The organism is Intestinibacter sp. (assembly GCF_051866655.1).
In the GTDB taxonomy this organism is placed as follows: domain Bacteria; phylum Bacillota; class Clostridia; order Peptostreptococcales; family Peptostreptococcaceae; genus Intestinibacter.
In genome coordinates, this window is record NZ_JBJDXL010000440.1 from 1 (window position 1) to 12,533 (window position 12,533).

Consider the following 12,533-nt stretch of genomic DNA (forward strand, 5'->3'; position numbering starts at 1 on the left):
ACAAAGCATGGTAATTTCATGGGCAAAAAACTAGATAAAATCATATTCGTTGCTACATTTATACTTATAGTAGTTTTAATGGTTCCTAGCGAATTTGCAAGCAGCAAAATTACACTTAGTTCTACTGAACCTAACATTAGTATCTCCGCTTTTCCTTATTCCTATGAATTAAATTACGAGGATATCGAAAGCATCACTATAACTGACGAGCCTATTTCCTTCAGACTTAGAACTAACGGTATAGGAACTGATGAAAAGCTAATTGGAAACTTCAAAAGCGACAAATACGGCAAATGTAGAGTTTACCTTTACCCAAAGGATAACTCTGAATACATAGTCGCAAAACTAAAAAACAGCAAATTCGACTACTTAATATACAATACAAAGGACAAAGCATATACACAAAAAACTTACACAAAAATATCCAACAGCATAAAATAATAAATAGGGCATTATACTAACACCAGTATAATGCCCCTTGGCATATCAATAAATTAAACACCGCTACTATTTATAAATTTTTCAAATAAACTCTTACACTTATCCATAAGAGCTGCACATTCCTCCTCCTTCAAATGAACTAAAAGCTCACCATGATCGCTGTCTTTTATCTTAAATACTAAAATTTCTTCCTCCTCATCTTCCTCACTATAAAACTTTTTCTGAACAGGTGACAGCATAATGTAGTTTTGACCCTCAATTTCTATTGAAAATATTTTTTCGAAAGTAGTCTCAACGCCATCTTGATCCCATAAAACAATTGTATTTTCATCCATAAATAATCTCCTCAAATCCATCATATATTAAAAATTATACCCTTTATAAATTTTATGTTTTTATGGCTAAAAATATGTTTTACTCAACCAAAAAAACTGCTACACAAACTAAATAAGTTCATGTAACAGCTTTTTACCTTTAATTATCGAATTTTACTATATTCTAGCAACACCAGTATCTCTAGCTGCCTTAGCAACTGCAGCAGATACTTCTTTACCAACACGTGGATCAAATGCATCTGGTAATACGAATTCTGTAGTTAATTCTTCGTCTTTGATTATTCCAGCTATTGCATAAGCTGCTGCAACCTTCATAGCTTCGTTGATTTCACTAGCTCTAACATCTAAAGCTCCTCTGAATATTCCAGGGAAAGCAAGAACGTTGTTTACTTGGTTAGGGAAATCTGAACGTCCAGTACCAACTATAAATGCTCCACCTTCTTTAGCTTCATCAGGGAATATTTCTGGAGTTGGGTTAGCCATAGCGAATACTATTGATTTTTCTGCCATAGTAGCTACCATTTCTTTTGTAACCATGTTAGGTCCAGAAACACCTATAAATACGTCTTTTCCTTTTAATACATCAGCTAATGAACCTGATTGGTCGTTTTTGTTAGTTACTTTTAGCATTTCTTCTTGAGCCCAGTTTAAACCTTCTGATTTAGAACATATTGCTCCTTTTCTATTACATAAAACTATGTCTTTTACATTTAAGTTAAGTAGCATTTTTGCTATTGCCATACCTGCAGAACCAGCACCGTTTATTACGATTTCTAGATCTTCTAATTTTTTACCAGCAAGCTTTGCAGCATTTATTATACCAGCTGAAACTATTATTGCAGTACCGTGTTGGTCATCGTGGAAAACTGGTATATCTAATTCTTCCTTTAATCTATTTTCTATTTCTATACATCTTGGAGAGTTTATATCTTCTAGGTTGATTCCACCAAATACTGGTGCTATTAATTTTACTGTTCTAACTATTTCATCTATATCCATAGTGTCTACACATATTGGGAATGCATCGACACCTGCGAATTCCTTAAATAATATTGATTTACCTTCCATAACTGGTATAGCAGCAGATGCTCCTATATTTCCAAGTCCAAGAACTGCTGTACCATCACTCACTACTGCAACCATATTTGATTTGCAAGTGTATTTGTAAACATCATCTTTGTTTTCTTTTATTTTTAAGCATGGAGCAGCTACTCCTGGAGTATAAGCTGTAGATAAATCATCCTTAGTTGAAACTCCTACTTTACTTTTTATACTTACTTTTCCTACATTTTCCTCATGCATTTTTAATGCTAATTCATTAAAGTCTTTCTTTGCCATGTTTTTCCTCCAAATTTCATCTCAAATATATTTTATAAATTTATTTCTCTTTCGTATTCTTTTCTCTTATTGTAAATATTATTGCCTTGGCAATCTATAGCCACTATTAATTGTAAATCCTCTACTTCAAGTCTTCTAACAGCTTCTGCTCCTAAATCGTCGTAAGCTATTACTTCACATTTTTTGATTGAGTTAGATATGTAAGCTCCTGCACCGCCGATAGCAGCTAGGTAAACAGCCTTGTATTTTTTCATACCTTCTACTACAACGTCGTTTCTCTTTCCTTTTCCTATCATTATTTTTAGTCCCTTTTCTAAAAGAGGAACTGTTAAATCGTCCATACGATAGCTTGTTGTAGGTCCTGCTGAGCCGATTATTTCACCTGGTTTATTTGGCGCTGGTCCAACGTAATAAATAGCTTGACCATTGACATCAAAAGGAAGCTCTTTTCCTTCATTTAATGCAGCCACCATTCTCTTATGAGCTTGATCTCTTCCTGTATATAAAACGCCGCTTATTTTAACGACATCACCACATTTTAATTTTTCAATATCTTCATTTGTACATGGAGTTTTTAATTCTATCATAATTTGCCCCCTTATAAAAGCATTCTTCGTATCTTTTTATTTTACTTTATATAAATTCCTATAAAGTCACGCTCTTATGTCTTGACGCATGACAATTTATATTAACAACAACTGGAAGTCCTGCTATATGAGTTGGGAAAGTTTCTATATTTACAGCAAGAGCAGTAGTTCTTCCACCTAATCCTTGAGGTCCTATTCCTAAATTATTTACAGCCTCCAACATTTCTTTTTCTAAATCTGCTATAAATGGATCTTCGTTGTGTTCTCCAATTTCTCTAGTTAGAGCTTTTTTAGCAATTTGAGCACACTTATCTACTGTTCCACCTATTCCAACGCCTACAACTATTGGTGGACATGGGTTTGGACCAGCTTCAGATACAACATCTACTATAAATCTCTTAATTCCATCTAATCCATCAGATGGCTTTAGCATCTTTAATTGACTCATGTTTTCACTACCAAATCCCTTTGGTGCGTATACTATTTCTAGCTTATCTCCCTTAACCATATCGTAGTGGATTACGGCTGGAGTATTGTCTTGAGTGTTTTTTCTAGTAATTGGGCTTACTACAGATTTTCTAAGGTATCCCTCTGTATATCCAAGGCTTACACCTTTATTTATAGCTTCTGTCAAAGTATCTCCTTCTATTCTAACATCTTGACCTACTTTTACAAAGAATACAGCCATTCCTGTATCTTGACATATTGGAACTTCTTTTTCAGATGCAATTTTTGCATTTTCTATTAAAATATTTAAAACATCTTTTCCTAGGTCACTTTCTTCTTTTTCAAGATTTTTCTTAAAACAATCTACAACATCTTGACCTAAGAAAATATTTCCTTCTATACATAAACGTTTCACTTCTTCGGTAATTTGAGCAGAATTAATAACCTTCAAACGAACATACCTCCCCATTATTTTATAATTATTCGTCTTTCTATCTTAACATTATTTAGTCTAGAAAACAAGTTTTTTGAAAATTTCTATCGCTATCTCATGTCCTCCATAATAATTATAACTATATTATTTCTAATTTTTAAATTATTATACATATATGTAAAAATTTATTTAATATGCCAAGTTTCACGTGCTCAGAAACTATTTCACAGCAAATAAAAATAGACCCTGTGCATAGAGTCTATTTAAATTATTATTTACCTATATAAGCCACTCCAAACGCTCCAGGTCCTACATGTGTACCTATTACAGCACCGATTTCTCTAGTAGCCTCTTCTCCTAATTCAAAGTTTGGCTTACAGCTAGCTTTAAAATCATCTAAATTCTTGATTATTCTAGTATATCCAAAGTCAACACAGTAATTTTGATCAGGTGTATTCTCTTGCATATAATCTACCATAAATTTTATAGATTTTTTATGTCCTCTAGTCTTCGCAAGTACTTCAACACCACCATCTATAACTGATATTACAGGAGTTATCCCAAGCACTCCACCTACTAATGCAGATGTAGCAGATAGTCTACCTCCCATTTTTAAATACTTAAGAGTGTCCATCACAGCCACTAATTTGACCCTTTTTACAAGCTCTTCTATCTCTGATGTTATTTCTTCTGCAGTCTTACCTGCATCTCTCAACTTAACAGCCTCTCTGACAAGTACCGCCAATCCAAGACTTGCATTTTTTGAATCTACAATATGTATTTTATCAGTTTCAATCATTTGAGACGCTATCACAGCAGATTGATATGTACCGCTTAATTTTGATGATAAAAATATCCCTACAATCTCATCTCCATTATCTATAAATTTTTCAAAAACCTCTACAAATCCAGCTGGATTCATTTGAGAAGTCTTAGGTAATTCTTCAGCCTCTTCAAGTCTTTTATAAAATTCATCATGAGTTATATTAACTCCATCTAAAAAGCTCTCTTCCCCAAATGAAACATGTAAAGCTACTAACTCTACACCTAATCTCTGAGCTTCTTCTCTAGTTATATCACTTGAACTATCTGTTATTATTCGTATCATAAAAGTAATTCCTCCCACCACTATATCTAATTATTCATTTATCTCTATACTATTTTTATATTAACTCTATATGTATTTATTAGAATATTAACCTTTTATTATTATATTTTTATATTAACCGTATATGTATTTTAATTATACCCACTTTTTAATCATCATATACATCTCGAAAAGTAATTTTATACTAATTTCTATTTACAAGTCAATAGTAATTTGAATATCAAAATATTTGTTTTTCGATTTGTTCACAAATACAAAGGGATATTCAAAACTAGAAAAATCCATTTTAAATATCCCTTTTCAACGTTTATATTAATGTATCACATCTGCATACTTAAAATTAGTAACTTTTTGCAAATCCTCAGGCTTTAGCTCGATTTGATGCCCTATCTTACCAGCACTGACTATTATAGTGTCCAAATCCTTGGCCTTTTCATTTACAAAGGTTCCATATAATTTTTTCATTCCTACAGGAGAGCAACCACCTCTTATATATCCTGTGACCTTGTTTATATCCTTGACATGAATCATTTCGACGCTTTTTTCTCCAGCTGCCTTTGCAGCCTTTTTCAAGTCTAAATTTTGGTCGACTGCAATTACAAAAACATAGTATTCCTTGCTGTGACCTTGAACCACCAATGTTTTATATACCTGATCTACATCTCTACCTATAGCATTTGCAACGGTAATCCCGTCTACATGCTCCCCATCTGTTTTATATGAATGTGTTTCGTAATTTATTTTATTAGAATCTAAAATTCTCATCGCATTCGTTTTTACTTTTTTTGCCATTTCTATTCACCTCTATTGTTTTACCTCATCCGTAGTCTTTCTAAAGCTCAATTTAAAATAAGCTATTGCCCCAACGACAAATGATAAAATTGTAATTATCGCATGCACTATATTCGTTCTAATTGAAACAAAATAAGCAGCTACTGCGCAATAAATTATGCCCATAACTACATACATTATTCCATCTAATAAGTTATTTGTTTTAAATTTAAACATATAAAGCACCTCCTAGCAATGTGCAATTCTATATTATAAACATTTAAAGTTTCATACTTTATGAAACTTAAATTAAATAGTTTTCACCCATTTCATTATCAAATCTTTTCTGTAAATTATACCCCTTTAAAAGCATAGACACAACCTTTTGTTTTACTTCTTCTGGTTCTAATATTGTAGCATAAATTCCAAGATTTAGTATTTTTTTTATCACATTTTCTTCATCAAATTTATAATATTTGACCTCTAAAATATAGTGATCCTCCATCTTAAATGACTTTTTATCGTATGTAGAAAATAAAAAATGAGCTCTCTCTGCTGTATTATGATCAAATGCTGGAATAATTTGCATCTTCAAGGTAACCATCTGATTGCTTAGTTCTCTCTTAAAAAATTCTCTCTTGCCAATTGAGTCTATTTCCTTTTGTAACAATATTAAATCGTCATTTAAATCCTCAAAAAACTCAATATCCTCTATACTATCTAAATCAATATAAAAAAGCTCTCTTTTTTCTATACAGTAAACAGATAATTTAAACTTGTTTTCCATTACGCTATAGTTTAGCTTAAACGGTATTCCTATATGCTCGTACTGCTGACCTTTATGGTTAAATCTGTACTTTATAAATTTATTATATCTAAAAGAGCATACTATAACCTTAATTAATTTATGATCTATATCCTGAACCTGTTTCAAATCCATTTTAAACAGAGGCTCTACATCTTTTAATTTATTTTCTAGCTTTAAAATTATATCCTCATCTAAAAATAATCTCGCCATTTCATCATTTATTATTGATTTTAGCCAGCGCTTCTCCAAAATAGTCGGATTTACAGGAATTTTTTTATCTGTAAACATAGGCTTAAAGTCTGCACCCATTATCTTATAAGGATTTTCACTGTATCCAAGAACATTTTTTATAAAGTCCTCGTCTGCAATTTTTGTGTCCTTCAAAAGCTGTTCGACCTCTTCATCTGTAAATTTTCTGCCATCTACAGCCTGATTCATTATTCTAGTTAAAATTATAAATAATTTATTTTTATATGTATTAAAATACTCCATTATTCAAATGCCCCATATCTTCGTAATAACTTGTTTCTTTCGTCTTGAAACCTCTTATTCAAATTTTTATTTAAAATTACAACATGCCCTTCAAACGTTCTAAACCAAGGTATTAGCTCAGTCGTTTCTATTACATTTATTGTAAATAAATATTTTCCATCATCGATTTTCTCTAAGGTAGCCCATTTTTTTTCCCTCAAAAGCCTTTCATATAAATCTCTGTCCTTTGTCTCGTCGATGTAGAAAATAGCCTGCACAGTTTCCTCCTCCAAGGTTCTAGTCTTTTGAGGTGAAATCGAGCAGTTCCACATGTTTAATCTTTTATTTAAATCTATATCATCTAAATTTTTAGGCTTCTTCTTAAGCGCCCTTACTGATTTTAATTTGTCCACCCTAAAAATTATGTACTCGTCTGTAACTAGGTTATTTTCATCTATACCTCTAGTCATCACATATAATCTTCCATGTATTGGATCTATTATTTTATATAAATAACAAGCCTTTATCTTGTTTCCTTCATACTTTTCTATCTCAACAAACCTGTTTTTTTCTATATTAAACAAAACTATCTCATCTAAAATACTATGTAGTTGATTTCCAGAAAAATAATACCAATCCTTATAGACATCTTCATTATCGTAGTAATTTAAATTCATTATATCTGAATCGCTCTTCAAGGTTTCCTGTAAATAATATCCAGGAACTTTATAAGGTGCGATTTCAGAATAAAAAGTAGCTATATTCAGGATTGCCTCCTTTTGTCCCAAGGAAAAATCTCCAAAAAATTCCTCCTTTGATTTATATAAGTATTTTTTACCGTCTTTTACTCTTTCTATCAAGCCCTGTTTTAACAATTTTTTTAGGTGTCTTTCCATTGTAGTGGAGCTTGCTATATCGTCGGATTTATTTTTCTTCCCCTTGATATAACTTATTTTTTCATATTCATCTAAAATATCATCCATACTCATAGGACCCTGATTTAAAATCTCTAAAACAAAAAAATACAGTATCAAATCGAAATCCTGAAAATTTTTTATAAAATAAGCCTGAGATAAAAAATTCTTTGAATAAATAACTGCATCGTAGCATAATCCGACATATTTTCTATTTTTCTCGTAATTATCCTTACAATTTTCTTCAAAGATATTCTTAATCCTATGTTTTTCAGATCTGAGCTTTCTCTCAGATACATTAAAAATTTCATTATTATTGTAAGAACTGTAAATATATATAATTCTCACAATTTCTCTTATTTTATTAAAACTATCTATCAAGATGCTATTTTTCTCGTTACATTGCTTTGTAACTTTATTTTTAGATTTTTTAGTAACCTTACCTTTACCTTTCAACTTGCCTTCCAATTAATAAACCTTCCTTTAAACTGTACTTTTGTACATATTATATCACTTAATTTATCAATTGTTTACACAAAAAATGACCGTAAAGCGATTATTTAAACCGCCTCACAGCCTTTATATAAAGCCAGTAGCCCTCACTCCACCAGCTCTATACCGTATTTACCTAAACCTATTACTAATTTATAATTCCCTCAGTTTAAATTATTAATTGGATTTCCCGTTAACTTATTCTCTGTCCCTCGTTAACTTCGTACCTTTATAGTATCCTATCTCATAATTTTTATCTCCCCAAAAAACGTGCCGTTGTCGGAGTCATTTTCATTTGTATTGCATTTTTTTATTTTTATATATATTTTAAAATTTAAATTCTTAATTTTATATCGTTTTATTTTTATAAAATTTATATTTTTTTACATATTTTTCATCATTTTGGTCATAATACATATAAACAAGCTATTATTTACTCGCTATAAACTATTTTGAAAGGAGAAAATCATGGAATTTTTTAAAATAATATTACTTTCTATCGTACTATTTAACGCAATTATTCTGCCTAATAATTTGACATATGCCCAAGCTTCAGACGAGGTTCAAGCTTTGAATATATTTTTTGACGACAGCAAAGCCTCATCTCTATCAGACGACTTAAAAAAAATCGACGGTAGATACTACTATTTCAAAGACTGCAGAGTCCAATACGGTATGTTCAATATAGATGGAAACACATATTACGCGCACCCTAAAAATGGCTACCTATTAAGTGGTCTGCAATCTATCGGCGATAAAATTTACTACTTTGATCAAAACACATATAAAATGAAGAAAAACGGCTCCGTTACAATTTCCAATTTATGCTTTAGCTTCGACCAAAATGGAGTCTGTACATCTATCAAGGCTACCTCCGATGATAAGAGAACAAAGCTATTAGAAGAAGCATTTAAAAAAATCGGTACTCCATATGGAACTAAAGACGGCGAACTAAGATGCAATTCCTTCGCGAGCTATGTATATTCCAAGGTTGGAATTGACTATCTCCAAAATAAAAGAAGCTACGAGCAGGCCAAAATCTGTCTAAATCTAGGCTGTAATATAGATCAAGACAAGCTTCAGCCTGGTGATTTAATATTTTTCAACAACTACAAATGCAAAAATGGGAAAAACTGCCCTAGAATAGACGGAATCTACCATATCCACCATGTAGCAATTTACGTGGCACCAGGCATCTTAATAGAATCTACATCTACTACGGCAAATGGTCACCCAGGTGTCAGAGTAACTACATTTGATCCCGACCATCCTAGATTGAGCCGTTGCCCTATTTTATACGCAAATTTAATCGATGGAATATCAAAGGATAAATAAAGTTCAAAAAGTCCCTATACAAAGTATAGGGCACCTTTTGCTTATTTTTACTTAAATTTAATTTGATGGTGTAACTGCATCTGATGCTGTCTTTAACTGTTGATATGCTGGATGTCCTGAGCCAATTCGCCATTCAGTTTCAAAAACACCGTATTTAGCCTGTACCATATCTGCCGTTATTTTAGTGCTTATTTCCTTACCTTGATAGTCATTTACATCTTCGCCATTTTTAGCATCAAACTTTATAGAATCAGTAAATTCCAATATCTGTGAATTTTGTGTATCTTTATCTACTGCTTTTGTATAGTAGTAATATCCATCTCCTCCATCTATCCAGTCATTTTTAGTGGCTTCTATTATGCCAACATCTGCTAATCCATTATCACCATTACAAGAAGCTTCGACCTTCACCCTAAGTAAACTAGGCGCTGTCGATTCGATATTAAATCCAATAGCACCACAGATTTGATCTCCAGGAACTAATCCTTCATCATTGGAAATTTCCTCCACAGTTATGCCACCATTTACTGTAAGCGTCTGATTAGATAAATCTTTATTTTTACTCCATTTAAAATAACCAAAACCAAATCCTATAGCAGGAATCAATATAACAACCATTGCAATTGCCAACTTTTTACTTTTTTTCATTAAAACCCTCCTTAAAAAAGTCTAACCTTTTCATTAATATTTAAACCTCCACATACTTTACACTCAACTTTTACCACAGCCTCAAGCCATTACCATAAATTGCTATAATCCTCATGCTTACTCTGTTTGGACTCGACTCTGACAACAACTTGAAGCTGCTTATCTCCAAGCTCTATCCTCTCCCTCTTAGTCAAATTTAATTTTATACCCGAAATTAGCTTATTCTCTAAACTATCGCCTTCCTTCATAGATTTTTTATAATAATAATATCCATCGCTCGATTTTTCCCAATAAGTCGAATTTAGGATATTACTGTCATCATTTAAATATTGAATTTTGCAGGAGGAATTGCTCAATTTATACGCAATATTTGGATTATTTTCATCGATAACTATTGGAAGTACTGCAATTCTAACGAAAATATCGCATTTACTGTTATTTTTGACATCGAAATCTACACCTACAAATGATTCCTGCTCTGATAATAATTCATCGAATTTAATTTCTCGCTTTTGGACAGAATCGTCGTTAATTGAAAAATCTATTTTACAAGTTTGAACTGTAGTATTCACCTTATTTAAAAATTTATTGAAAAACATCGCTTCTATATAGCTGCAATTAAAAACTAAAATCACAACCAGCATAGCAAAAAAAGCCTTTTTCATTTTATCACCTTGGTTTCTTATCTTCGAGCTAATCAAAGCTCAAACTTACTGTTTCTTGATCATTTTTGTAAAAATAAGGATTGCTTTTCTTCTTGAGCTCGATCTGTACATTTTTTTCGTAATTGGTAGAGCTTAGACTGACTTTGTTTTGAGTTGAGCTCGAATATGTATCTGTATCTACAACCTGATAATCCTGTGGCACTATCAAATTTATGTCGTACTGACTTAGACGCAAATCGTTTATTGTATAGGTTTGTCCTGGTTTTATCAATAAATTCGCAAAATCCTCACTGCCACTTATATTTACCATAAAGCTAATATCGTCTGGATTTTCAACTGAACAGGTTATATTAAGGCAGCCAAATGCGTTGCTAACTGGAATTTTAATCCTATTTTCCTTTATAAGTCCCGAAATCTTTTCACACCTTCTGATTTGTATATAAGTCAGATTATCTCTTATATAATTTAATTTCGCGATACTTTCTATGTAGACATACTTGTCCTTGCAGTTTTTCTGTGTAATCGTGTAATTTATATCTTCTGACATTATCGTGATTTTTTGTCCAGAAGCTATATTCTTGAGCTCACTTAGCGTATATTGATTAGAAAAATCCTCATTTATATAGCACCTTATCTTAGAGCTTATGTCCTGATTATTGAAAAACACATTATTTCCATCTATTTCAATCGGCAATTCTGAATTTATCTTCATCACTAAATCTAAATTGTTCAAGGTTATATTTTCCGACTTATTTTCTATATCTATTCTCAAGTACACCTTTTGATCCTTTTTAGGAAGGTAATCTTCATCAAAATAAACAATTTCTTCATTTTGATACGTATAAAATTGTGCGCTTATATCTATTTTAGGACTCTCAATTATATAAACATTTAGCTTAGAAAATCCATACGAGCTATTCAACAGACTTTCACTTGTTATTAAATTTCCTATCAATATGTCTATTGTATTTTCACCTGCTATAAGATTGTCGGATATGCTAGTATCCAATAAATTATTTTGATCTAGCGTATTTGTGTCTACATGGTACCCATCTGTGTGATTTGAAAGCTCGCAATGATATTCATTTTGTTGACAGGTATCTAAATTCCTGTAATTAGCAATCTCACTATTTAAGCAATACTGTTTCAAGGTAGATCGACTCGTATAGTTTATAGATGTCGGACTTTTATTTAAAAATACACTAATAATATCGTTAAATGGTATTACAAGCTCAAATCCGTAATCATTATCAGCAGGTATCCCCAATAATACTTCTGCCTCATTTGATTTTATCTTTTTCATCTGAGTCTCTGATATGTTAAATTTTCCACTGAGCATTCTCCACTCGACAGCCGACTTTGTGCTATCGACTTTTGTCCACAAATTCCAGCTAACTGTACCATTTTCTGACCACTGTATAGGTTTGTCCGATTTCAAATACTCGTATAATTGATCTATATGGTACCCCAGTAAATCCGAAGTTTTCCCAGATTTTATAATAGTTCTCAAAACCTTGTTCCCAGTTATGCTAATGTCCCCTGGTATCAACGACATCGGCCTAAGCTTATATGTAGCATCGTACAGACCGTCTATAGCTTGTACATCATCATCAGAAATATTCTGATTTAGCTCACTCAAATCAATATGTGAATTCAACTTTTTCTCGCCATCTCCAATTTCATCTGCCTCTCTAGTCTTTGTCTAATCAATAATCTCAACCTCGGTGACCCCAGCAGGCA

The 12,533-nt window shown here is 31.9% G+C and carries 14 protein-coding genes; 2 read left to right on the forward strand and 12 right to left on the reverse strand.

What is annotated here, in order from left to right:
• On the forward strand, window positions 1-441 hold a 441-nt coding region (locus ACI3VO_RS13235), incomplete at its 5' end, for a PH domain-containing protein (RefSeq protein ID WP_439758371.1).
• A gap of 53 nt (window positions 442-494) precedes the next feature.
• Here the strand turns inward: ACI3VO_RS13235 and ACI3VO_RS13240 are convergent.
• The 9 genes from ACI3VO_RS13240 to ACI3VO_RS13280 form a co-directional block, all read right to left on the reverse strand.
• A complete protein-coding gene (locus ACI3VO_RS13240) occupies window positions 495-776 on the reverse strand; it encodes a DUF1292 domain-containing protein (protein ID WP_439758372.1) in 282 nt (93 codons plus the stop codon).
• 156 nt (window positions 777-932) lie between these two features.
• The gene (locus ACI3VO_RS13245; protein ID WP_320624075.1) at window positions 933-2,114 is read right to left on the reverse strand and encodes an NAD(P)-dependent malic enzyme; all 1,182 of its coding nucleotides are present in this window, start codon (window positions 2,112-2,114) and stop codon (window positions 933-935) included.
• A gap of 32 nt (window positions 2,115-2,146) precedes the next feature.
• On the reverse strand, window positions 2,147-2,701 hold the full coding sequence (locus ACI3VO_RS13250; protein WP_320624074.1) for a Fe-S-containing hydro-lyase: 555 nt from the start codon (window positions 2,699-2,701) through the stop codon (window positions 2,147-2,149).
• A 58-nt stretch (window positions 2,702-2,759) separates the two neighbouring features.
• A complete protein-coding gene (locus tag ACI3VO_RS13255; protein WP_320624073.1) occupies window positions 2,760-3,599 on the reverse strand; it encodes a fumarate hydratase in 840 nt (279 codons plus the stop codon).
• Between the two features lie 253 nt (window positions 3,600-3,852).
• Complete coding sequence (locus ACI3VO_RS13260) at window positions 3,853-4,689, reverse strand: DegV family protein (RefSeq protein WP_439758373.1); 837 nt, start codon at window positions 4,687-4,689, stop codon at window positions 3,853-3,855.
• Window positions 4,690-5,001: 312 nt separating this feature from the next.
• Entirely contained in the window at window positions 5,002-5,481 is a 480-nt protein-coding gene (gene ybaK, locus ACI3VO_RS13265) for a Cys-tRNA(Pro) deacylase (RefSeq protein ID WP_439758374.1), read from the reverse strand.
• A 12-nt stretch (window positions 5,482-5,493) separates the two neighbouring features.
• Window positions 5,494-5,697: a hypothetical protein gene (locus ACI3VO_RS13270; protein WP_439758375.1), complete on the reverse strand. Its 204-nt coding sequence runs from the start codon at window positions 5,695-5,697 to the stop codon at window positions 5,494-5,496.
• Window positions 5,698-5,764: 67 nt separating this feature from the next.
• Window positions 5,765-6,760, reverse strand: coding sequence for a hypothetical protein (locus ACI3VO_RS13275; protein ID WP_439758376.1), 996 nt, complete (start codon window positions 6,758-6,760; stop codon window positions 5,765-5,767).
• Entirely contained in the window at window positions 6,760-8,121 is a 1,362-nt protein-coding gene (locus ACI3VO_RS13280) for a WYL domain-containing protein (protein ID WP_439758377.1), read from the reverse strand. The genes ACI3VO_RS13275 and ACI3VO_RS13280 overlap by 1 nt, the downstream gene beginning before the upstream one ends.
• A 492-nt stretch (window positions 8,122-8,613) precedes the next feature.
• On the opposite strand from ACI3VO_RS13280, the gene ACI3VO_RS13285 reads away from it, so the two are divergent.
• Complete coding sequence (locus ACI3VO_RS13285) at window positions 8,614-9,480, forward strand: NlpC/P60 family protein (RefSeq protein WP_439758378.1); 867 nt, start codon at window positions 8,614-8,616, stop codon at window positions 9,478-9,480.
• Between the two features lie 57 nt (window positions 9,481-9,537).
• Here ACI3VO_RS13285 and ACI3VO_RS13290 read toward each other — a convergent pair whose 3' ends face one another.
• From ACI3VO_RS13290 to ACI3VO_RS13300, 3 genes are all read right to left on the reverse strand, one after another.
• The gene (locus ACI3VO_RS13290) at window positions 9,538-10,128 is read right to left on the reverse strand and encodes a hypothetical protein (protein WP_439758379.1); all 591 of its coding nucleotides are present in this window, start codon (window positions 10,126-10,128) and stop codon (window positions 9,538-9,540) included.
• A gap of 89 nt (window positions 10,129-10,217) precedes the next feature.
• Window positions 10,218-10,793: a hypothetical protein gene (locus ACI3VO_RS13295; protein ID WP_439758380.1), complete on the reverse strand. Its 576-nt coding sequence runs from the start codon at window positions 10,791-10,793 to the stop codon at window positions 10,218-10,220.
• Window positions 10,794-10,821: 28 nt separating this feature from the next.
• The gene (locus tag ACI3VO_RS13300; RefSeq protein WP_439758381.1) at window positions 10,822-12,450 is read right to left on the reverse strand and encodes a hypothetical protein; all 1,629 of its coding nucleotides are present in this window, start codon (window positions 12,448-12,450) and stop codon (window positions 10,822-10,824) included.
• Between the last annotated feature and the right edge of the window lie 83 nt (window positions 12,451-12,533).

Bases quoted from the DNA above. Each gene is read 5' to 3' on its own strand.
- ACI3VO_RS13285 (WP_439758378.1), top strand. From the start codon at position 8,614: ATGGAATTTTTTAAAATAATATTACTTTCTATCGTACTATTTAACGCA.
- ybaK (WP_439758374.1), bottom strand. From the start codon at position 5,481: ATGGCAAAAAAAGTAAAAACGAATGCGATGAGAATTTTAGATTCTAAT.
- ACI3VO_RS13290 (WP_439758379.1), bottom strand. From the start codon at position 10,128: ATGAAAAAAAGTAAAAAGTTGGCAATTGCAATGGTTGTTATATTGATT.
- ACI3VO_RS13295 (WP_439758380.1), bottom strand. From the start codon at position 10,793: ATGAAAAAGGCTTTTTTTGCTATGCTGGTTGTGATTTTAGTTTTTAAT.
- ACI3VO_RS13260 (WP_439758373.1), bottom strand. From the start codon at position 4,689: ATGATACGAATAATAACAGATAGTTCAAGTGATATAACTAGAGAAGAA.
- ACI3VO_RS13250 (WP_320624074.1), bottom strand. From the start codon at position 2,701: ATGATAGAATTAAAAACTCCATGTACAAATGAAGATATTGAAAAATTA.
- ACI3VO_RS13275 (WP_439758376.1), bottom strand. From the start codon at position 6,760: ATGGAGTATTTTAATACATATAAAAATAAATTATTTATAATTTTAACT.
- ACI3VO_RS13245 (WP_320624075.1), bottom strand. From the start codon at position 2,114: ATGGCAAAGAAAGACTTTAATGAATTAGCATTAAAAATGCATGAGGAA.
- ACI3VO_RS13240 (WP_439758372.1), bottom strand. From the start codon at position 776: ATGGATGAAAATACAATTGTTTTATGGGATCAAGATGGCGTTGAGACT.
- ACI3VO_RS13270 (WP_439758375.1), bottom strand. From the start codon at position 5,697: ATGTTTAAATTTAAAACAAATAACTTATTAGATGGAATAATGTATGTA.